Origin of the sequence: Massilia sp. CFBP9012 (assembly GCF_034045115.1) — a bacterium.
GTDB lineage: Bacteria > Pseudomonadota > Gammaproteobacteria > Burkholderiales > Burkholderiaceae_D > Telluria.
Window position 1 is genome coordinate 195,084 of sequence record NZ_JAXCWM010000008.1, and the last position, 20,540, is coordinate 215,623.

Sequence of the window (20,540 nt, forward strand, 5' to 3'; positions counted from 1 at the left end):
TGCGCTCGTGGCCTGCGAACTAACTTGGGTTCCCGCCTTCGCGGGAACGACGTGTTGGGGCTGGTGGTGCTAACTGATTACTTACGCTCCGCCAGCGGCACGAACTGCAGGTCTTCCGGACCGACATAATTCGCGCTCGGGCGGATGATCTTGTTGTCGATGCGCTGCTCGATGACGTGGGCGGCCCAGCCCGAGGTGCGCGAGATGACGAACAGCGGCGTGAACATGGCGGTCGGCACGCCCATCATGTGGTACGACACGGCCGAGAACCAGTCCAGGTTCGGGAACATCTTTTTCACATCCCACATCACCGACTCCAGGCGTTCGGCGATGTCGAACATCTTCATCGAGCCGGCATCAAGAGACAGCGAGCGCGCCACTTCCTTGATCACTTTATTGCGCGGGTCCGAGATCGTGTACACCGGGTGGCCGAAGCCGATCACGACTTCCTTGTTGGCCATGCGGTTGCGGATGTCGGCTTCGGCTTCGTCGGGGCTTTCATAACGCTTCTGGATGTCGAGCGCCACTTCGTTGGCGCCGCCGTGTTTCGGACCGCGCAGCGCGCCGATGGCGCCGGTGATGGCCGAGTGCATGTCGGAGCCGGTGCCGCCGATCACGCGCGCGGTAAAGGTCGAGGCATTGAATTCGTGCTCGGCGTACAGGATCAGCGAGGTGTGCATCGCCTGCACCCAGGACTCGCTCGGCTTGAAGCCGTGCAGCAGGTGCAGGAAGTGGCCGCCGATCGAATCGTCGTCGGTTTCCACTTCGATGCGCTTGCCATTGTGGCTGTAGTGGTGCCAGTACAGCAGCATCGAACCGAACGACGCCATCAGGCGGTCGGCGATGTCGCGCGCGCCGGCGATATTATGGTCGTCCTTCTCGGGCAAGGTGCAGCCCAGCACCGAGACGCCGGTGCGCATCACGTCCATCGGATGGGCGCCAGCCGGCAGCGCCTCGAGCGCGCTCTTGACGGCCTGCGGCAGGCCGCGCAAGGACTTGAGCTTGGCCTTGTAGCCGCGCAGCTCGGCCTCGTTCGGCAGCTTTCCGTGCACCAGCAGATAGGCGATTTCCTCGAACTCGCAGGCGCCGGCCACGTCCAGGATGTCGTAGCCGCGGTAATGCAGGTCATTGCCCGATTTGCCGACCGAACACAGCGCGGTATTGCCGGCAGCGACGCCGGACAGGGCCACGGATTTCTTCGGCTTGAAGGTGGGGGTCTCGTTGTTCTGGGTCGTCATCCTCTGCTCTCCTTATTTCGCTTTGTTCTGGGCGAACAGCGCGTCGAGCTTCTGTTCATAGCTATGGTAGTCGATGCGGTCGTACAGCTCGGCGCGCGTCTGCATGGTATCGAGCACGTTCTGCTGGGTGCCGTCGCGGCGGATCGCGTTGTACACGTTCTCGGCCGCCTTGTTCATCGCGCGGAAGGCCGACAGCGGGTACAGCACCAGGCCGACACCAGCGCCCTTCAGTTCGTCGACGGTGAACAGCGGCGTGGAGCCGAATTCGGTGATGTTGGCCAGCACCGGCACCTTGACCGCATCGGCGAACTGTTTATACATCTCCAGGCTCGTCATCGCCTCGGGGAAGATCATGTCGGCGCCAGCTTCCACGCAAGCGACAGCGCGCTCGATGGCGGCGTCCAGGCCTTCCACGGCCAGCGCATCGGTGCGCGCCATGATCACGAACTCGTCGTACGGGCGGGCATCGGCGGCCGCCATGATGCGGTCGACCATCTCGTCCTTGCTGACGATTTCCTTGCCCGGACGGTGGCCGCAGCGCTTGGCGCCGACCTGGTCTTCGATATGGCAGGCGGCGGCGCCGGCCTTGGCCAGGGTGCGCACGGTGCGCGCCACATTGAAGGCCGATGCGCCGAAACCGGTGTCGACGTCGACCAGCAGCGGCAGGTCGCACACGTCGGTGATGCGGCGTACGTCGATCAGGACGTCGTCCAGGTTCGAAATGCCAAGATCCGGCAAGCCCAGCGAACCCGCGGCCACCCCGCCGCCCGACAGGTAGATCGCCTTGAAGCCGGCACGCTGGGCCAGCAGGGCGTGGTTGGCGTTGATCGCACCGACCACTTGCAATGGGGATTCTTCCTGCATTGCCTTGCGGAATGCGGCGCCGGCGGAGAGCTTGGTCATGCGGTGTCCTTTCAGATGCGGTGGATGTCCAGACTGATATTGCAAACCTCGTGCCAGCGCGCCGACAATCTCCATCTATCAAGCTATTCCTATTGTATTCAGTTACTTAGAGCGGCTTGCCGCACCCGATCACGGCGTACATACCTGGCGTCGCCCTTCGTATCGTTTCATGCTGAAACAATATGATGCAACGCTTGAAACAATTAAGACCAGCTTAAAGTGCTGCCGTGATCGAAACGAACGTCTTGACATATCGGGATATCCCGATATACTGCGAGTCATGGAACTGCTCGACATCTTCAAAGCCCTCTCTAACCGCACACGCCTCGATATCCTGAAAGGCTTGAAGGACCCGGAGAAACATTTCCCTCCGCAAGACGAGGGCGACGTGCACACGGTTGGTGTTTGCGTGAGCAGTATCCAGGAAGGCGTAGGCCTGTCGCAGTCGACCGTGTCCGACTACCTTGCAACATTGCAGCGCGCTGGCCTGGTGGAAGTACGGCGTATTGGCCAGTGGACGTACTACAAGAGGAACGAGGCAACCATCAGCGCCCTCGCCGAGATCATCGGAAAAGAGCTGTAAATTTTTTTATCACTATATATCGAGAATTACCGATATCCCTTTTTGACGAAACGAGGAAAAATCATGAAAGCTCAAGTGCTCACTTCTTTTGGCGGCCCGCAATCGTTTGAACTGCGCGATGTGCCGAAACCCGTGCCGCAAGCCGGCCAGGTGCTGGTCCGGGTGCAGGCCACCTCCATCAATCCCCTGGACTATCAGGTCCGCCGCGGCGACTATGCCGACCTGGTGCCGCTGCCCGGCATCACCGGCCACGACGTGTCGGGCGTGGTCGAGGAAGTCGGCCCGGGCGTGACCGCGTTCGCGCCAGGCGACGAAGTCTGGTACACCCCGCAAATCTTCGATGGTCCGGGAAGCTATGCCGAATACCATGTGGCTAATGAAAACATCGTCGGCAAGAAACCCGCTTCGCTGACCCACCTCGAAGCCGCCAGCCTGACCCTCGTCGGCGGAACCGCCTGGGAAGCCCTGGCCGTGCGCGCCCAGCTGAAAGCCGGGGAAAGCATCCTGATCCACGGCGGCGCCGGCGGTGTCGGCCACGTCGTGATCCAGGTCGCCAAGGCGATGGGCGCCCGCGTATTCACCACGGTAAAGGAAGACAATTTCGAGTTCGTCCGCTCCCTGGGCGCCGACGTGGTCATCGATTACACGAAAGAAGATTACGTTGACGCCATCCTGCGCGAGACCGGCGGCGAAGGCGTCGACGTGGTGTTCGACACCATCGGCGGCGATACCCTGACGCGCAGCGCGGACGTGCTGGCGCAACTCGGCCGCGTCGTCTCGATCGTGGACATCGCGCAGCCGCAGAACCTGATCCAGGCCTGGGGCAAGAACGCCAGCTACCACTTCGTCTTCACCCGCCAGAACCGCGGCAAGCTCGACGAACTGAGCGGCCTGATCGAGCGCGGCCAGCTGAAACCCCACGTCGGCGCCGTCTATTCGCTGGCCGACATCCCGCTTGCCCATGCGCGGCTGGAAAGCCGCGACAACGGCCTCAGGGGAAAGATCGCGATCGCGGTGGGACCGTTGGCCGATCGCACCGGCGCACAAGCCCGAGCCGATTGATCCACTTCGAAAGGAATATCATGGTTTACGAAATCGCCACCCTGCTCGTCCGTCCCGACCGCACCGACGCGTTCAGGCATGCATTTGCCGACGTCGCTCACCTGCTTACCCGCGCGAAGGGTTATCGGGGCCATTTGCTGGCGCCCGGGGTCGAGCTACCGCAACAGTTCACGCTGATCGTGCGCTGGCAGACGCTGGAAGATCACACCCCGAACTTCGAAACGAGCGACGACCACCAGATGTTCATGGCGGGCTTGCAGGACTTTCTCGCGGGCGAACCCGCCGTCCGCCACATCGAAGGTGCGCCCTTTTCCATCGGGCCGTGGGATGCGACGTCGGGTAAATAACGAAGGGGGGCGGCCCTCACAGGCCGCCCCCCTTTTTTACATACTCAACTGCGGTTTAGTGCGCCGACGCACCCGCCGCACCGATACCGGTCTCGGCGCGCACTTCCTGCGCCTCGAAGCCGGCGCGGTCGATGCGGGCACGTGGGCCCTTGTCGGTGATCGAGAAGATCCAGATGCCGAAGAAGCCGACCGCCATCGAGAAGATCGCTGGCGACGCGTAAGGGAAGATCGCTGCGCTATTGCCCAGCACGTCGACCCAGACCGATTTCGACAGCATGGTCAGGACCACTGCGGTGGTCAAGCCCAGGAAGCCGCCCACGGTGGCGCCGCGGGTGGTGCAGTCTTTCCACAGCACCGACATGAACAGCACCGGGAAGTTGGCCGACGCGGCGATGGCGAAGGCCAGCGACACCATGAAGGCAACGTTCTGCTTCTCGAAGGCGATCCCCAGCAGCACCGCGATGATGCCGAGGCAGATGGTGGTGATCTTCGACACTTTCAGTTCGTTCTCGCTGGTCGCCTGGCCTTTCTTGAAGACGGTAGCGTACAGGTCATGCGAGACCGCCGAGGCGCCCGACAGGGTCAGGCCGGCCACCACCGCCAGGATGGTCGCGAAGGCCACGGCCGAGATGAAGCCCAGGAAGACGTCGCCGCCCACGGCTTGCGCCAGGTGGACCGCCGCCATATTGTTACCGCCCAACAGTGCGCCGGCAGCATCCTTGAAGGCCGGGTTGGTGCCGACCAGCACGATCGCGCCGAAGCCGATGATGAAGGTCAGGATGTAGAAGTAACCGATCCAGGTGGTCGCCCACAGCACCGATTTGCGTGCTTCCTTGGCGCTCGGGACGGTGAAGAAGCGCATCAGGATGTGCGGCAGGCCGGCGGTGCCGAACATCAGCGCCATGCCGAACGATATCGCGGAAATCGGATCCTTGATGAAGCTGCCCGGACCCATGATCGCGTCGCCCTTGGCGTGCAGTTCGGTCGCGGTCTGGAACAGCAGCGACGGGCTGAAGTTGTACTGGGCCAGCACCGAGAACGCCATGAACGAGGCGCCGGACAGCAGCAGCACGGCCTTGATGATCTGCACCCAGGTGGTGGCGGTCATGCCGCCGAACAGCACGTAGACCATCATCAAGGCGCCAACCAGCACCACGGCGATCCAGTAGTCCAGGCCGAACAGCAGCTTGATCAGCTGGCCGGCGCCGACCATCTGCGCGATCAGGTAGAAGGCGACCACGACCAGCGTGCCGGATGCCGCGAACACGCGGATCGGCTTCTGGGCGAAGCGGTACGAGGCCACGTCGGCGAAGGTGAAGCGGCCCAGGTTGCGCAGGCGCTCGGCCATCAGGAAGGTAATGACGGGCCAGCCGACCAGGAAGCCGATCGCATAGATCAGGCCATCGAAGCCGTCCAGGAACACGGCGGCGGAAATACCCAGGAAGGACGCGGCCGACATGAAGTCGCCCGCGATCGCCAGGCCGTTCTGGAAGCCGGTGATGCCGCCGCCGGCGGTATAGAAGTCCGATGCCGAGCGGGTCTTGGCGGCGGCCCACTTGGTGATGTACAGGGTGCCCAGCACGAACACGCCGAACATGATGATGGCGGTCCAGTTGGTGGCTTGCTTGACGCCCTGGCCGAGGTCAGGGGCCGCGTGGGCGATGCCGGCCGCAGCCAGCAGGACCAGGGCGACTGAGGTGTGGAAGCGTTTCATCAGGCACCCACTTTCGCTTTGATGGCGTCGCTCAGTTCGTCGTATTCGCGGTTGGCGCGACGCACGTAGATGCCGGTGATGACGACGGTGAACACGATGACGAACAGGCCCAGGGGAATGCCCCAGGTCATGACGCCGTCACCGATGCGGGAACCCATGAACTCCTTGTTGAACGCGACCAGCAGCGTGAAGCCGTAGTAAACGATCATCATGGCCCAGGTCAGCGTCCAGCCGAACTTGGAACGGCTCTCTTTGAGCTTTTGGTAATTCGGGTCGCTCTTGACCCTTTGTACGACGTCTTGATCCACTTTTGTCTCCTGATTTTTCTGGTGTTGCCTTTGCGGCTGAGACCCATCCTACGGGCAGCCCCTTACCGGATTCTTACGGCATAAAAGTAATTGACCGCTCGTTCGATTACGCCGCGGCGTTTCAAATTGAAACTTGGCGCTGAAAAATGCACTAAACTTGAAACATGAATGCACCCCGCTCCCCGCTCGACGCCGGCGACAAGCCCGTCATCTGGACCGTCTCCGTCTCGCGCCTGTCCGAGCTGTTCCGCGACATCACCGTCGAATACGACCATCTAGCTTTGATCGAACCGCTGCATCTTGGTTTTGACGAGGCTGCGAAACATATCCGCGAGCGCCTTGCCAGCGAGCACTGCGACGTCGTCATCGCAGCCGGCTCGAATGCCGCCTGGCTCAAGGGCCGGGTGTCGGTGCCGGTGGTGGCGGCCAAGGCCAGCGGCTTCGACGTATTGAAAGCGCTGGCGCGGGCGCGCCGGGTCTCGAGCCGGATCGGCGTCATTAGCTATCAGGCGCCGCTGCCGGAACTGGGCGACTTCGCCGCCACCTTCGGCCTGGACCTGGCCCAGCGCACCTATGTGACGCGCGAGGATGCGCGCGCCGCGGTGCACGAGCTCAAGGCCGAAGGCATCGCCGTGATCGTCGGCGCGGGATTGATCACCGACCTGGCCGAGGAAGCCGGGCTGACCGGCGTATTCCTGTACTCGGCCGCCTCGATCCGCCAGGCCTTCGACGACGCGCTGGAGCTGGCGCGCCTGACCCGGCTCGAGGCCGGCCGCGGACGGCGCAAGGGAGCGGAACAACGCGCGCAGCGCGGCATGAACGACTTGCGCGGCGACTCCCCCTCGATGGAGCGCCTGCGCCAGACCGTGGTGCTGTATGCGCGTTCGCCCAGCACCGTCCTGATCGAGGGCGAGACCGGCAGCGGCAAGGAACTGGTGGCCCAGGCGATCCACCGCGAAAGTCCGCGCCGTGGCGCCAACCGTCCCTTCGTGGCGGTGAACTGCGGCGCGATCGCCGAGTCATTATTGGAATCGGAGCTGTTTGGCCACGAGGAAGGCGCGTTCACGGGGGCGCGCCGCGGCGGCCATGCCGGCCTGTTCGAGGCCGCCAACGGCGGCACGCTGTTCCTGGACGAGATCGGAGAAATGCCGCTGGCACTGCAAACCCGCCTGCTGCGCGTGCTGGAAGAGCGCGAGGTGATGCGGGTTGGCGGCACGCGCCCGGTGCCGATCGACGTGCGCGTGATCAGCGCCACCCACTGCGACCTCGAAGCGCGGGTGCGCGAGGGACGTTTTCGGGCCGACCTGTTCTATCGGCTGGCGGTGCTGCGCCTGGCCTTGCCGCCGCTGCGCGCCCGCGCGCAGGACATCGCGCCGCTGGCCGAATGGTCGCTCAAGCACGCACTGGCCGCGCTCGATGCGCGCCCGCATCCGAACCTGGCGGCCGAGGTCAAGGCTTGCGCGCCCCTGCTCGCTTCCTATGCCTGGCCGGGCAATGTGCGCGAGCTGCGCAACCTGATGGAACGGGTCGCCTTGTTCCTGGCGGCCGAGCCGCTGCAGGCCTTGACGCCGGCCTTCATGCTGTCGGTGGCGCCGGAACTGGGGCGGCAAGCGGCGTCACCTGACACTGCGCCCTCCCCTGCGCCTGGGCGCGAATCGGTGGCTGCCGTGCTGGCCCGCTTCGGCGGACAACGCGATCTTGCCGCGCAGCACCTTGGCATCAGCCGCACCACCTTGTGGCGCCGCCTCAAGGGCGAGGCTTAATAAAACTTTAAGCTGCTCCAAAGCAGCACTCGACAAAAACTCGTATCATGAATGTTCAAAGTGCTGGCGCGGATCCGCGCCAGTCGTCGTAGCACGCCGGCCCGCCGCGGACTCTTGCGCTACCCGCGCCGGCTGGTCGGCTTAACGGAGGCAATATGCAACATGCGTCGCAAGCTGCACTGTTTTCGCTGATCGGCGATACCCCGCTGGTGGAAGTGACCCGGATCGATACCGGCCCCTGCCAGCTGTTCCTCAAGCTCGAGTCGCAGAATCCGGGCGGCTCCATCAAGGACCGCATCGGCAAGGCCATGATCGAGCAGGCCGAGCACGACGGCCTGCTGCAGCCCGGCGGCACCGTGATCGAGGCCACGGCCGGCAATACCGGCCTGGGCCTGGCGCTGGTGGCGCGCATCAAGGGCTACCGCGTGGTGCTCGTCGTGCCAGACAAGATGGCGGCCGAAAAAGTCCTGCACCTGAAGGCGCTCGGCGCCGAGATCCACCTGACCCGCTCCGACGTCGGCAAGGGCCATCCCGAGTATTACCAGGACTACGCCGCGCGCCTGGCGAAAGAGATCCCCGGCGCCTGGTTCGCCGACCAGTTCAATAATCCCGCCAATCCGCGCGCCCACGAGACGACGACCGGCCCTGAACTCTGGGACCAGACCAACCACAAGCTCGACGCCATCGTGGTCGGCGTCGGATCGAGCGGCACCCTCACCGGCCTGTCGCGCTACTTCAAAAAGACCCAGCCCCTACTCGAATTCGTCCTGGCCGATCCGAAAGGCTCGATTCTGGCCGAGTACGTCGAGACCGGCCACGTCTCGCAACACGCGGGCTCGTGGGCGGTCGAGGGCATCGGCGAGGACTTCATTCCCGGCATCGCCGACCTGTCGCGTGTAAAGACCGCCTACACCATCAGCGATGAAGAAAGTTTTTCCACCGCGCGCCTGCTGCTGCAGCAAGAAGGCATCCTGGCTGGTTCCTCCACCGGCACCCTGCTGGCGGCCGCGCTGCGCTATTGCCGCGCCCAGACCCGCCCCAGGCGCGTGGTCACCTTCGTGTGCGACACCGGCACCCGCTACCTCTCCAAGGTGTACAGCGACGGCTGGATGGTCGATCAGGGCCTGATCACGCGGCCCAAGACAGGCGACCTGCGCGACCTGATCGGCCGCCGCCACGACGCCGGCGAAGTCATCACGCTCTCGCCCGACGACACCCTGCTGACCGCCTTCAACCGCATGCGCTCGAGCGACCTGCAGCAGTTGCCGGTGGTCGATGCGGGTGGCCGTCTGCTGGGCCTGATCGACGAATCCGACCTGCTGCACCAGGTAACGCAAGATACCGCGCGCTTCAATGCGCCGGTGTCCGGCACCATGACGTCCGAACTGCAAACCCTGCATCCGGCGGCCAGCATGGGCCAGCTGCGCGAGATCCTCGACCATGGCCTCACCGCCGTCATCGCCGACGGGCCGACCTTCTACGGCCTGATCACGCGCTACGACCTGCTCAACCATCTGCGAAGGACCCTGTCTTGACTACTCCGTTGACTCATCCAATCGAATTCAAACGGCACCTGGCTACCCGCGTCATCCACGGCGGCCAGTCGCCCGAACCGGCCACCGGCGCCGTGATGCCGCCGATCTTCGCCACCTCGACCTTCCGGCAAGAGAGCCCGGGCGTGCACAAGGGCCTCGACTACGGCCGCTCGCACAACCCGACGCGCTGGGCGCTCGAGCGCTGCGTGGCCGATATCGAGGGCGGCCGGGCCGCCTTCGCCTTCGCTTCGGGCCTGGCCGCCATTGCGGCGGTGCTCGAACTGCTGCCGGCCGGCTCGCACATCGTGGCCGGCGACGATATGTATGGCGGCACCTACCGCCTGTTCGAGCGCGTGCGCCGCGACAGCGCCGGCCTGTCGTTCAGCTACGTCGACCTGTCCGACCCCGACGCGCTGGCCGCCGCCATCAAGCCCGAAACGCGCATGGTATGGGTCGAGACCCCGACCAACCCGATGCTCAAGCTGGCCGACCTGACCGCCATCGCCGGCATCTGCCACGCGCGCGGCATCATCAGCGTGTGCGACAACACCTTCGCCAGCCCAATCAACCAGCGTCCGCTGGAACACGGCTTCGACATCGTGGTGCACTCCACCACTAAATACATGAACGGCCACTCGGACGTGATCGGCGGCGTGGCCGTGGTCGGCGCCGGCGACAGCCAGACCGGCCTGGCCGAGAAGCTCGGCTTCATCCAGAACGCGGTGGGCGCCATCCAGGGCCCGTTCGACAGCTTCCTGGTGCTACGCGGGATCAAGACGCTGGCCCTGCGCGTGGAGCGCAGCAATGCCAACGCCCTCCTGCTGGCCAGCTGGCTCGAGCAGCAGCCGCAGGTGCGCAAGGTCTACTACCCGGGCCTGGAATCGCATCCGCAGCACGCGCTGGCGCGCCACCAGATGCACGGCTACGGCGGCATCGTGTCGATCGACCTCGATACCGACATCGCCGGCGCGCGCCGCTTCCTGGAAGCCTGCGAAGTGTTCACCCTGGCCGAGAGCCTGGGCGGCGTGGAAAGCCTGATCGAGCATCCGGCCCTGATGACCCACGCCACCATTCCGCCGGAACAACGCGCCGAGCTGGGGATCGGCGATGGCTTGATTCGTCTGTCGGTCGGTATCGAGCATATCGACGACCAGCGCGAAGATTTGCGGCGGGCGCTGGCGGCGATCTGAACCTGGTTTAAGCCGCTTCGAGCAGGCGCTGCCTCGGCTCCGGCGCAGCCAGCACGCTGCGCAATTTGAACGTCGCCACCAGCGCCGACAACTCCGCCGCCTGCTGGCGCATCGAGGCCGCCGCCGCCGCGGCTTCTTCCACCATCGCCGCGTTCTGCTGGGTCGACATGTCGATCTCGGCGATCGACTTGCTGACCTGGGTGACGCCGTCGGCCTGGCCCGCGCTGGCGATGTGGATCTGACCGAGGATGCCGGCCACCTCGTGCACGTGCTGCAGCATGGCGCGCATGGTCGAGCCGGCCGATTCGGCCATGCCGGTGCCGGCCTCGATCTCGCTCGATGACTCCCCGATCAGCTTCTTGATTTCCTTGGCCGCCCCGGCCGAGTGCTGGGCCAGGTTGCGCACCTCGCTGGCCACCACGGCGAAGCCGCGGCCTTCGCTGCCGGCGCGCGCCGCTTCCACCGCCGCGTTCAGCGCCAGGATATTGGTCTGGAAGGCGATGCTGTCGATCATGCCGGTGATGTCCACGATGCGCGCGGCGGAGGCCTTGATCGCCCCCATGCGCGCCACCAGCTGCTCGACCGCCCGCGCGCCCTCGGTGGCCACGCCGGACGCGGTCTGGGCCAGGGCATTGGCATTCTTCGCATTGGCGTTGTTGCTGGCGATCGCCTCGCTCAGTTCATCCATTGCGCTCACGGTCTGGCGCAGCGCGTCGGCCTGGCGCTCGGTGCGGTTCGACAGATCCTGGTTGCCTTCGGCGATCTCGTTCGAGGCCGAGTCGATCGCCTGGGCGCCGACCAGCACCTGCGACACGGTATTCGAGACGCCGTGGGTCATGCCGTTGAGGGCGTCGAACAGGCGGCCGATCTCGTCGCTGCGCTGGTGGCTGATGGTCGGTCGCAGGTCGCCGTGCGCCACCTGCTCGGCCAGCATCGCGGCCTGCTGCAGCGGCACTACCAGGTTGCGGCTCAAGGCCCAGGCCAGGCCGGCGCCCACCAGCAACGCCGCGCCGCCCAGGGCCAGCAGTAGTATCTTGCTGAAGCTCGACGCGGCGGTCGTTTCGTCGGCCAGGCGGTGCGCCTCGCTGCTCTCGTAGGCGAGCAAGGCTTCGAACGCGCCGACCTTGGCCTTGTAGCCCGGTTCCCATTGCCTGGTCAGGATTTCCTCGACCAGGCCGGTCTGCCCCAGGTCCTTGGCCTTGAACAGCGCTTCCTGGACGGTGCCCAGCGCGGCCTTGTGGCGGGCCGCATCCTGCAGCATCGCGCGCTCGCGCTCCGACACCGGCAGCTGGGCCAGCTTCGCCTCGATGGCGGCGATGTTCTTGCGACCTTCCGCCAGCTGGGCCTGGAAGTAGTCGGCCAGCTCCAGGCTGTCGCTGCGTGCGATCGAGACGGTGCGCGAGCCGTTCAGGCGCTCGATGCCGAGCAGGTCGGACACCAGCTGCTGCTTGGCCAGCTTGTCGTCGACCAGGTTGGAGGTGATGACATCCGCCGCGTGCATGCGCCATACCGCGACGGCGGCAATGATCACGATGACGAGGGAGAGGATGCCGAAGGCGCCGATGAGCTTGGCGGAAGTGTTGAGCTGTGGGAGTCGCATGGGTAGTCCGTGATGAGGTGGGACAACGATGCGTGCATTCTAGAAATGTTATATGACACAGTCATGAACTCACATTTCAAGAATTACCATGGTTCTTTGCAAAGAGTTTGAAATAAAGATAACTAAGTTAAATAAAAGCCATGCTACTCAGAGCGAGCGTCGTGCGCCATCGCGTATCGAAGCGCGAACAAAAAAAAGCCCGCGGCACTGGGTGCGCGGGCTTCTTGTCGAGAGCGCCTTGCGGCGCCCTCCTTACTCGATCTCGACCGTCTCTGCCGGCGCCGGTGGCGGCAGTGCGTCGCCCTCCGGGAACTCGAGGACCACGTCGTCCTTCTCGTTCAGGTCGACCGTCACGCGGCCGCCGTTGGTCAGGCGGCCGAACAGCAGCTCGTCGGCCAGCGCCTTGCGGATCATGTCCTGGATCAGGCGTGCCATCGGACGCGCGCCCATCGCCGGGTCGAAGCCCTTGGTGCCGAGGAACTTGCGCAGCTTCTCGGTGAAGATCGCTTCGACCTTTTTCTCATGCAGCTGCTCTTCGAGCTGCATCAGGAACTTGTCGACCACGCGCAGGATGATGTCCTCGTCCAGCGCACGGAAGCTGATGATCGCGTCCAGGCGGTTGCGGAACTCCGGCGTGAACATGCGCTTGATGTCGGCCATCTCGTCACCGGCCGCCTTCGAATCGAGGAAGCCCAGCGAACGCTTGGTCAGGCTTTCGGCGCCCGCATTGGTGGTCATCACGATGATCACGTTGCGGAAATCCGCCTTGCGGCCGTTGTTGTCGGTCAGGGTGCCATGGTCCATCACCTGCAACAGGATGTTGAAGATGTCCGGATGGGCCTTCTCGATCTCGTCCAGCAGCAGCACGGTGTGCGGCTTCTTGGTGATGGCCTCGGTCAAGAGGCCGCCCTGGTCGAAGCCGACATAGCCCGGCGGCGCGCCGATCAGGCGCGACACGGCGTGACGCTCCATGTACTCGGACATGTCGAAGCGCACCAGCTCGATGCCCAGGATGAAGGCCAGCTGCTTGGCCACCTCGGTCTTGCCGACGCCGGTCGGACCGGAGAACAGGAAGGAGCCGATCGGCTTGTCGGTCTTGCCCAGGCCGGCACGCGCCATCTTGATCGCGGCCGACAGCGCCTCGATCGCAGGGTCTTGCCCGAACACGACGTTGCGCAGGTCGCGGTCGATCGTCTGCAGCTTGCTGCGGTCGTCCTGGTTGACCGTTTGCGGGGGAATCCGCGCGATCTTCGCGATGATGTCCTCGATCTCGGTCTTGCCGATGGTTTTCTTCTGCTTCGACTTCGGCAGGATGCGCTGGGCCGCGCCGGCTTCGTCGATCACGTCGATCGCTTTATCTGGCAGGTGACGGTCGTTGATGAAGCGCGCCGCCAGCTCGGCCGCGGTCGACAGCGCCGACGCCGAGTATTTCACGCCATGGTGCTCTTCGAAGCGCGACTTGAGGCCGCGCAGGATCGCCACGGTCTGCTCGACGGTCGGTTCGTTGACGTCGACTTTCTGGAAGCGGCGCGACAGTGCATGGTCTTTCTCGAACACGCCGCGGAATTCGGTGAAGGTGGTCGCGCCGATGCACTTCAGTTGGCCATTGGCCAGCGCTGGCTTGAGCAGGTTCGACGCGTCGAGCGTGCCGCCCGAGGCCGAGCCGGCGCCGATGATCGTATGGATCTCGTCGATGAACAGGATGCCGTTGGGCGTATCCTTGATCTGCTTGAGCACGGCCTTCAAGCGCTGCTCGAAATCGCCGCGGTACTTGGTGCCGGCCAGCAGCGCGCCCATATCGAGCGAGAACACGACGGCGTTCTGCAGGATCTCGGGCACGTCCTCTTGCACGATGCGCCAGGCCAGGCCTTCGGCGATCGCGGTTTTACCCACGCCAGCCTCGCCCACCAGCAGCGGGTTGTTCTTGCGGCGACGGCACAGGATCTGGATCACGCGGTCGACTTCTTCTTCACGCCCGATCAGCGGATCGATCTTGCCGTCGGCGGCCGCCTTGTTCAGGTTCTGGGTGAACTGGTCCAGCGGCGACTCTTTGGCCTGGCCTTCGACCTGCGCTTCTTCCACGCCTTCGGACGCCTTCTGGGTGTCCATCTGCTGGTCCTTGCGCACGCCATGCGAGATGAAGTTGACGACGTCGAGACGGGTCACGCCCTGCTGGTGCAGGTAGTAGACGGCGTGCGAGTCCTTCTCGCCGAAGATCGCGACCAGCACATTCGCGCCGGTCACTTCTTTCTTGCCGTTCGAAGCCGACTGCACGTGCATGATCGCGCGCTGGATCACGCGCTGGAAACCGAGCGTCGGCTGGGTGTCGACCTCGCCCGTGCCAGGCACGGTCGGGGTGTTATCACCGATAAAATTAGTCAAGGTCTTGCGCAGGTCTTCGATATTGACCGCGCACGCACGCAGGACTTCGGCGGCCGATGGATTATCGAGGAGCGCGAGCAGCAGGTGTTCCACGGTGATGAACTCGTGACGTGCCTGGCGAGCCTCGACAAAGGCCATGTGTAGGGATACTTCAAGTTCCTGCGCAATCATACTTCCTCCATCACGCACTGCAGGGGGTGCCCGGCCTTGCGCGCATGCGTTAAGACAAACTCCACTTTGGTACACGCTATATCTTTGGAAAACACCCCACACACACCCTTACCATGACGGTGAACAGAGAGCATGATCTGGGTTGCGGTTTCGCGATCCTTGTTGAAGTACTCCTGGATCACGGCGACCACGAACTCCATCGGCGTGTAGTCATCGTTCAGTAGCGCCACCTGATACAGCGGAGGCGGTTTGACGGTCTGCCGCTCAAGCAGCTGTTCAGTATCGTGCTTCGTTGCCATGGGGTTATTCTAATACTTCCGAGGTTGGTGCCAAGCGTAAACATCAGCTCGTTTTCTGGTGCTTCCATCTTACGCGTTTTCGGATATTTGCGCAGATGGCGTTCCGATTGAGGAAATCAAGAGCGTGGATGACTTAGGCCTGAAATATTTGGCAATAGGCACGTAAAAGCGCTTGACTTCAGTGATTATTCCACCAACAATGCAGTTATTGACATTGTACTTATGTACTTGTTGATAAGAAGTGAGCAAGGCTGAGGAGGGGGCAAGAGGCTTCTTGCTTTTATGGCTCGTGTGATTTGTTAAATTTGAAAGTTCTTTTATGGCAACTGGTACTGTTAAGTGGTTCAATGATTCCAAAGGTTTTGGCTTCATCACTCCTGATGACGGCGGCGAGGATCTGTTTGCTCACTTCTCCGCGATCAACATGAACGGTTTTAAGACCCTCAAAGAAGGTCAAAAAGTCCAATTCGAAGTCACGCAAGGCCCTAAAGGCAAGCAAGCTTCCAACATCCAGGGTCTGTAATCTCTCCCCTCCCGGAAGCAAAGAACCCCGCGCATGCGGGGTTTTTTTTCAACTATTGGCCAGGTCCATCTTCGTGCGTCCAGCCACTCTTCCGGACGAAAGCCTCCGCGTCGGCCAGAATCGCATTGAGCTGATCGTCGTCAACCGAGTCGGGCATGGCTTGCGGACTGTTGCGCTGCAGCGCTTCGAGCGCCTCGTCATAACGGCGTACCAGCGACGCCGCACGCTCGGCCAGGTCGGGCGCCAGTTCGGCGGTTGCGGCCGCCGCGCGCAAGCGCTCCGGATCGGCATGCCGCTGGAAAGCATCAATAAATCGTCCGATTTTCTCGTATCTGGCTTGCGTGATTGATTCTTCGCTCACAGTCCCTCCTTATGCGATTTAAATGACGTCTACATGTTTTCGATCATGGCCTCGCCGAATCCCGAACACGACACCTGGGTCGCGCCTTCCATCAGGCGCGCAAAATCATAGGTCACGGTCTTGGAGACGATCGCCCGCCCCATCGCCGAAATAATCAGGTCGGCCGCCTCGCTCCAGCCCATATGGCGCAACATCATCTCGGCCGACAGGATCAGCGAACCCGGATTCACATAATCCTTGCCCGCGTATTTGGGCGCCGTGCCGTGGGTGGCTTCGAACATTGCCACCGAATCGGACATATTCGCTCCGGGCGCGATGCCGATGCCGCCCACCTGGGCCGCCAGCGCGTCCGAGATATAGTCGCCATTCAGGTTCAGCGTGGCGATCACGCTGTATTCCGCCGGACGCAGCAGGATCTGCTGCAGGAAGGCGTCGGCGATCGAATCCTTGATCATGATGTCGCGCCCCGTCGTCGGATTCTTTATCCGGCACCACGGGCCGCCGTCGAACAGCTCGGCGCCGAATTCCTGTTGCGCCAACTTGTAACCCCAGTCGCGGAACGCGCCCTCGGTGTACTTCATGATATTGCCCTTGTGGACCAGGGTCACCGAAGGCTTGTCATTGTCGATGGCGTACTGTATCGCCTTGCGCACCAGGCGCTCCGTCCCTTCGCGCGAGACCGGCTTGATGCCCAGCCCAGAGGTGTCAGGGAAGCGGATTTTGCTCACGCCCATTTCCTCGGAGAGGAAGGCGATCAGCTTCTTCGCGCCTTCCGAGCCGGCTTCCCACTCGATGCCGGCGTAGATGTCTTCGGAGTTCTCGCGGAAGATGACCATATCCGTCTTTTCCGGCTGCTTGAGCGGCGACGGCACGCCGGCAAAGTAACGCACCGGACGCAGGCACACGTAGAGGTCGAGTTCCTGGCGCAGCGCAACGTTGAGCGAACGGATGCCGCCGCCCACCGGCGTCGTCAGCGGGCCCTTGATCGAGACCACGTAGTCCTTCAGCACGGCGAGCGTCTCGTCCGGCAGCCAGGTGTCGGCGCCGTAGCGTTGCGTCGCCTTCTCGCCGGCAAAGATTTCCATCCAGCTAATCTTGCGCGCGCCACCATAGGCCTTGTCCACCGCCGCATCGACCACCCTGATCATGACCGGCGTGATGTCCACGCCGGTGCCGTCGCCTTCGATATAGGGAATAACCGGGTGGTCCGGGACGTTCAGGGTGAAGTCGGCGTTGACGGTGATCTTCCGGCCAGCGGCCGGGACGGTGATATGCTGGACCATCCATTCCTCCAGGTAGGGCGGCGGCCTGCGGCGCGAACTCGCTTACAATGACGCCCGGCATGCCGCCACGATGCATCGGCTTGCCCTGCATTATGCCTCAGCTATCCTCATGCGCTCACACACTTCCCATGCCCCTGATTCTCTTTAACAAGCCATTCCAGGTCCTGTGCCAGTTCTCGCCGCAGGAGGGCCGCGAATCGCTGGCCGATTATCTCGATATTCCAGGCATTTATCCCGCCGGCCGGCTGGACGCCGACAGCGAGGGCCTGATGCTGCTGACCGACGACGGCAAGCTGCAGCACAAGATCGCCCACCCCGACCTCAAGGAAGCCAAGACCTATCTGGTGCAGGTGGATGGCGTGCCCGACGCCGCCGCGCTGGCGCGGCTGCAGGCGCCGCTCGACCTGGGCGACTTCGTCACCAAGCCATGCCGCGCGGTACGCATCGCCGAGCCCGAATGGCTGTGGCCGCGCAATCCGCCGATCCGCGCGCGCCAGGACAAGCCCACCGCGTGGATCGCGATCACGCTCGAAGAAGGCAAGAACCGGCAGGTGCGGCGGATGACGGCGGCAGTGGGCTTGCCTACCCTGCGCCTGGTTCGCAGCAGTATCGGGCCGTTTTCGCTGGCGACGCATCCATTGATGCCCGGTGAACATACCGAGGTAAGGATGTAAAAAACCCGCCGACCTCACGGTACGGCGGGTTTTTCACTGGCGCTTCAGCTTTACGCCAGCGAGTCCAGCGCAGCGTTGAAGGTCGCGCTCGGACGCATCACGGCGCCCACCTTGGCCTCGTCCAGCTTGTAGTAGCCGCCGATGTCGGCCGGCTTGCCCTGCACTTCCAGCAGTTCGGCGACGATCTTGGCTTCGCTCTCGCCCAGCTCTTTGGCCAGCGGCGCGAACTTGGCGGCCAGTTCGGCATCCTCGGTCTGCGCGGCCAGCTCTTGCGCCCAGTACATCGACAGGTAGAACTGGCTGCCGCGGTTGTCGAGTTCGCCGGTTTTCGGCGATGGCGACTTGCGGTTGTCCAGCAGCTTGCCGGTGGCCGAATCCAGGGTCTTGGCCAGCACCTTGGCCTTGTTGTTGCCGGTCTTGATGCCGAGGTCTTCCAGCGAGACGGCCAGGGCCAGGAACTCGCCCAGCGAATCCCAGCGCAGGTGGTTTTCTTCGACCAACTGCTGCACGTGCTTCGGTGCCGAACCGCCGGCGCCGGTTTCGTACATGCCGCCACCGGCCATCAGCGGCACGATCGACAGCATCTTGGCCGACGTGCCCAGCTCCATGATCGGGAACAGGTCGGTCAGGTAGTCGCGCAGGATGTTTCCGGTCACCGAGATGGTGTCCAGGCCGCGCTTGACGCGCTCCAGCGTGTAGCGCATCGCGCGCACCTGCGACATGATCTGGATGTCCAGACCGCTGGTGTCGTGATCCTTCAGGTAGACCTTGACCTTCTTGATCAGCTCATTCTCGTGCGGACGGTACGGGTCGAGCCAGAACACGGTCGGCATGCCCGAGTTGCGGGCGCGGGTCACGGCCAGCTTGACCCAGTCGCGGATCGGCGCGTCCTTAACCTGGCACATGCGCCAGATATCGCCCTGCTCGACGTTCTGGCTCATCAATACTTCGCCGGTGGCGAGGTCGGTGATGTTGGCCACGCCGGCTTCGGTGATCTCGAAGGTCTTGTCGTGCGAGCCGTATTCTTCGGCCTGCTGGGCCATCAGGCCGACGTTCGGCACGGTGCCCATGGTCTTCGGATCGAAAGCGCCATGCCATTTGCAGAAGTTGATGATCTCCTGGTAGATGCGGGCGAAGGTGCTCTCCGGGATGACGGCTTTCACTTCCTTCAGGCGGCCATCGGCGCCGTACATCTTGCCGCCGGCGCGGATCATCGCCGGCATCGACGCGTCGACGATCACGTCGTTCGGCGAGTGGAAGTTGGTGATGCCCTTGGCCGAGTCGACCATGGCCAGTTCAGGACGGTGCTCCTGGCAGGCGTGCAGGTCGCGGATGATTTCTTCGCGCTGCGACGACGGCAGGTCGGCGATCTTGTTGTACAGGTCGGCCATGCCGTTGTTGACGTTGATGCCGAGGCTGTCGAACAGGGCGCCGTGCTTGGCGAAAGCATCCTTGTAGAACATGCGCACGCAGTGGCCGAACACGATCGGGTGCGAGACCTTCATCATGGTCGCCTTGACGTGCAGCGAGAACAGCATGCCGGTCTGGTGCGCGTCTTCGATCTGGGCTTCGTAGAAGTCCAGCAGGGCCTTGCGGCTCATGAACATCGAATCGATGATCTCGCCGGCCTGCAGGGCGACCTTCGGCTTCAGGACGATGGTCTGGCCGCTCTTGGTGACCAGTTCCATCTTGACTTCGCGCGCCGCGTCGATGGTCATCGACTTTTCGCCGTGGTAGAAGTCGCCATGGGTCATGTGCGAGACGTGGGTGCGCGACGCCTGCGACCATGGCTGCATCGAGTGCGGGTTCTTGCGTGCGTATTCCTTGACGGCGCGCGGTGCGCGGCGGTCCGAGTTACCTTCGCGCAGGACCGGGTTCACCGCCGAGCCGATGCACTTGCCGTACTTGGCCTTGATGGTTTTTTCTTCGTCGGTCTTCGGATCGGCCGGATAGTCGGGAATGTTGTAGCCCTTGTCCTGCAGTTCCTTGATCGCGGTGGTCAGCTGGGTGACCGAGGCGCTGATGTTCGGCAGCTTGATGATGTTGGCTTCCGGCGTGAGCGTCTTCTTGCCCAGTTCGGCCAGCGCGTCGGGCACGCGCTGTTCCGGAGTCAGGTTCTCCGGGAAGGCGGCCAGGATACGGGCCGCGACCGAGATGTCGCTGGCCTCGACCGTGATGCCGGCCGGCTTGGTGAAGGTGCTGACCACAGGCAGGAAGGCGTGGGTCGCCAGCAGCGGCGCCTCGTCGGTCAGGGTGTAGATGATGGTCTGATCACTGCTCATGCACATTTTCCTCGGTAGTCGCGAACGCTGTCGCGAGTATAAAACTGACAATTGGCCACAGGCCAAGACCCTGGCGCTCCGCACTGATGCCGGACATTCTACCCCTCCCGACTCCGGGATGGCAGATCGCAAAAGAGTGATCACATCACCCCGCGGCGTCGCGGTCAGCGCCGAAGTCTTCTATAAGACATAAGACGCGCCATATTATGCCCGAGCTTTGCGCGGCTTACCAGTTTTTAAGCGTTCGACAAGTTTGGCGGGCCGTTGCGAGGAAAATGAAGCGCCAAGCAAAAAAACCCGCCAGGACCGAAGTCGGGCGGGT

Annotated in this window: 18 protein-coding genes; 8 read left to right on the plus strand and 10 right to left on the minus strand. The window is 63.3% G+C overall.

Annotated elements, in window-relative coordinates:
- Positions 1 to 77: 77 nt before the first annotated feature.
- Together prpC and prpB are read right to left on the minus strand one after the other, a co-directional pair.
- Positions 78 to 1,238 carry a bifunctional 2-methylcitrate synthase/citrate synthase gene (prpC, locus tag SOM61_RS15190; protein WP_320474855.1) on the minus strand — a complete coding sequence of 387 codons (1,161 nt, stop codon included), beginning with the start codon at positions 1,236 to 1,238 and terminating at the stop codon, positions 78 to 80.
- Positions 1,239 to 1,250: 12 nt separating this feature from the next.
- Complete coding sequence (gene prpB / locus SOM61_RS15195) at positions 1,251 to 2,141, minus strand: methylisocitrate lyase (protein WP_320474856.1); 891 nt, start codon at positions 2,139 to 2,141, stop codon at positions 1,251 to 1,253.
- A gap of 280 nt (positions 2,142 to 2,421) precedes the next feature.
- On the opposite strand from prpB, the gene SOM61_RS15200 reads away from it, so the two are divergent.
- The 3 genes from SOM61_RS15200 (at position 2,422) to SOM61_RS15210 (ending at position 4,133) form a co-directional block, all read left to right on the plus strand.
- Complete coding sequence (locus SOM61_RS15200) at positions 2,422 to 2,724, plus strand: ArsR/SmtB family transcription factor (RefSeq protein WP_071363555.1); 303 nt, start codon at positions 2,422 to 2,424, stop codon at positions 2,722 to 2,724.
- A 63-nt stretch (positions 2,725 to 2,787) separates the two neighbouring features.
- Positions 2,788 to 3,786, plus strand: a complete 999-nt coding sequence (locus SOM61_RS15205) for a zinc-dependent alcohol dehydrogenase family protein (protein WP_320474857.1) — start codon at positions 2,788 to 2,790, stop codon at positions 3,784 to 3,786.
- Positions 3,787 to 3,806: 20 nt separating this feature from the next.
- Positions 3,807 to 4,133, plus strand: coding sequence for an antibiotic biosynthesis monooxygenase family protein (locus SOM61_RS15210; protein ID WP_320474858.1), 327 nt, complete (start codon positions 3,807 to 3,809; stop codon positions 4,131 to 4,133).
- 55 nt (positions 4,134 to 4,188) lie between these two features.
- On the opposite strand, the gene SOM61_RS15215 is transcribed toward SOM61_RS15210, so the two are convergent.
- Positions 4,189 to 5,847 (minus strand): cation acetate symporter, encoded by a 1,659-nt coding sequence (locus SOM61_RS15215; protein ID WP_320474859.1) that lies wholly within the window; start codon positions 5,845 to 5,847, stop codon positions 4,189 to 4,191.
- Positions 5,847 to 6,155, minus strand: a complete 309-nt coding sequence (locus SOM61_RS15220; protein WP_320474860.1) for a DUF485 domain-containing protein — start codon at positions 6,153 to 6,155, stop codon at positions 5,847 to 5,849. Before SOM61_RS15220 ends, SOM61_RS15215 begins: the two co-directional genes overlap by 1 nt.
- A gap of 164 nt (positions 6,156 to 6,319) precedes the next feature.
- Between SOM61_RS15220 and prpR the strand changes: the two genes are divergently transcribed.
- The 3 genes from prpR (at position 6,320) to SOM61_RS15235 (ending at position 10,643) form a co-directional block, all read left to right on the plus strand.
- Positions 6,320 to 7,918 (plus strand): propionate catabolism operon regulatory protein PrpR, encoded by a 1,599-nt coding sequence (prpR, locus tag SOM61_RS15225; protein ID WP_320474861.1) that lies wholly within the window; start codon positions 6,320 to 6,322, stop codon positions 7,916 to 7,918.
- 155 nt (positions 7,919 to 8,073) lie between these two features.
- Complete coding sequence (locus SOM61_RS15230) at positions 8,074 to 9,453, plus strand: cystathionine beta-synthase (RefSeq protein ID WP_320474862.1); 1,380 nt, start codon at positions 8,074 to 8,076, stop codon at positions 9,451 to 9,453.
- Positions 9,450 to 10,643, plus strand: coding sequence for a trans-sulfuration enzyme family protein (locus SOM61_RS15235; protein ID WP_320474863.1), 1,194 nt, complete (start codon positions 9,450 to 9,452; stop codon positions 10,641 to 10,643). Before SOM61_RS15230 ends, SOM61_RS15235 begins: the two co-directional genes overlap by 4 nt.
- 7 nt (positions 10,644 to 10,650) lie before the next feature.
- Here the strand turns inward: SOM61_RS15235 and SOM61_RS15240 are convergent, their stop codons facing one another.
- From SOM61_RS15240 to clpS, 3 genes are all read right to left on the minus strand, one after another.
- Positions 10,651 to 12,243, minus strand: coding sequence for a methyl-accepting chemotaxis protein (locus SOM61_RS15240; protein WP_320474864.1), 1,593 nt, complete (start codon positions 12,241 to 12,243; stop codon positions 10,651 to 10,653).
- A 252-nt stretch (positions 12,244 to 12,495) separates the two neighbouring features.
- Positions 12,496 to 14,796: an ATP-dependent Clp protease ATP-binding subunit ClpA gene (gene clpA / locus SOM61_RS15245; protein ID WP_320474865.1), complete on the minus strand. Its 2,301-nt coding sequence runs from the start codon at positions 14,794 to 14,796 to the stop codon at positions 12,496 to 12,498.
- Entirely contained in the window at positions 14,793 to 15,095 is a 303-nt protein-coding gene (gene clpS / locus SOM61_RS15250; protein ID WP_020653505.1) for an ATP-dependent Clp protease adapter ClpS, read from the minus strand. Before clpS ends, clpA begins: the two co-directional genes overlap by 4 nt.
- Before the next feature lie 319 nt (positions 15,096 to 15,414).
- Between clpS and cspE the strand changes: the two genes are divergently transcribed.
- The gene (gene cspE / locus SOM61_RS15255; protein WP_005669258.1) at positions 15,415 to 15,618 is read left to right on the plus strand and encodes a transcription antiterminator/RNA stability regulator CspE; all 204 of its coding nucleotides are present in this window, start codon (positions 15,415 to 15,417) and stop codon (positions 15,616 to 15,618) included.
- A 52-nt stretch (positions 15,619 to 15,670) separates the two neighbouring features.
- On the opposite strand, the gene SOM61_RS15260 is transcribed toward cspE, so the two are convergent.
- Positions 15,671 to 15,979: a hypothetical protein gene (locus SOM61_RS15260; RefSeq protein ID WP_320474866.1), complete on the minus strand. Its 309-nt coding sequence runs from the start codon at positions 15,977 to 15,979 to the stop codon at positions 15,671 to 15,673.
- 29 nt (positions 15,980 to 16,008) lie between these two features.
- The gene (gene icd, locus SOM61_RS15265) at positions 16,009 to 17,262 is read right to left on the minus strand and encodes an NADP-dependent isocitrate dehydrogenase (RefSeq protein ID WP_320474867.1); all 1,254 of its coding nucleotides are present in this window, start codon (positions 17,260 to 17,262) and stop codon (positions 16,009 to 16,011) included.
- A 128-nt stretch (positions 17,263 to 17,390) separates the two neighbouring features.
- On the opposite strand from icd, the gene SOM61_RS15270 reads away from it, so the two are divergent.
- Entirely contained in the window at positions 17,391 to 17,936 is a 546-nt protein-coding gene (locus SOM61_RS15270; RefSeq protein WP_320474868.1) for a pseudouridine synthase, read from the plus strand.
- A gap of 50 nt (positions 17,937 to 17,986) precedes the next feature.
- On the opposite strand, the gene SOM61_RS15275 is transcribed toward SOM61_RS15270, so the two are convergent.
- Positions 17,987 to 20,218 (minus strand): NADP-dependent isocitrate dehydrogenase, encoded by a 2,232-nt coding sequence (locus tag SOM61_RS15275; RefSeq protein WP_320474869.1) that lies wholly within the window; start codon positions 20,216 to 20,218, stop codon positions 17,987 to 17,989.
- Positions 20,219 to 20,540 lie beyond the last annotated feature (322 nt).

Coding starts and splice junctions, on each gene's coding strand:
- prpC (WP_320474855.1), bottom strand. CDS start 1,238: ATGACGACCCAGAACAACGAGACCCCCACCTTCAAGCCGAAGAAATCC.
- prpB (WP_320474856.1), bottom strand. CDS start 2,141: ATGACCAAGCTCTCCGCCGGCGCCGCATTCCGCAAGGCAATGCAGGAA.
- SOM61_RS15200 (WP_071363555.1), top strand. CDS start 2,422: ATGGAACTGCTCGACATCTTCAAAGCCCTCTCTAACCGCACACGCCTC.
- SOM61_RS15205 (WP_320474857.1), top strand. CDS start 2,788: ATGAAAGCTCAAGTGCTCACTTCTTTTGGCGGCCCGCAATCGTTTGAA.
- SOM61_RS15210 (WP_320474858.1), top strand. CDS start 3,807: ATGGTTTACGAAATCGCCACCCTGCTCGTCCGTCCCGACCGCACCGAC.
- SOM61_RS15215 (WP_320474859.1), bottom strand. CDS start 5,847: ATGAAACGCTTCCACACCTCAGTCGCCCTGGTCCTGCTGGCTGCGGCC.
- prpR (WP_320474861.1), top strand. CDS start 6,320: ATGAATGCACCCCGCTCCCCGCTCGACGCCGGCGACAAGCCCGTCATC.
- SOM61_RS15230 (WP_320474862.1), top strand. CDS start 8,074: ATGCAACATGCGTCGCAAGCTGCACTGTTTTCGCTGATCGGCGATACC.
- SOM61_RS15240 (WP_320474864.1), bottom strand. CDS start 12,243: ATGCGACTCCCACAGCTCAACACTTCCGCCAAGCTCATCGGCGCCTTC.
- clpA (WP_320474865.1), bottom strand. CDS start 14,796: ATGATTGCGCAGGAACTTGAAGTATCCCTACACATGGCCTTTGTCGAG.
- clpS (WP_020653505.1), bottom strand. CDS start 15,095: ATGGCAACGAAGCACGATACTGAACAGCTGCTTGAGCGGCAGACCGTC.
- cspE (WP_005669258.1), top strand. CDS start 15,415: ATGGCAACTGGTACTGTTAAGTGGTTCAATGATTCCAAAGGTTTTGGC.
- icd (WP_320474867.1), bottom strand. CDS start 17,262: ATGGTCCAGCATATCACCGTCCCGGCCGCTGGCCGGAAGATCACCGTC.
- SOM61_RS15270 (WP_320474868.1), top strand. CDS start 17,391: ATGCCCCTGATTCTCTTTAACAAGCCATTCCAGGTCCTGTGCCAGTTC.
- SOM61_RS15275 (WP_320474869.1), bottom strand. CDS start 20,218: ATGAGCAGTGATCAGACCATCATCTACACCCTGACCGACGAGGCGCCG.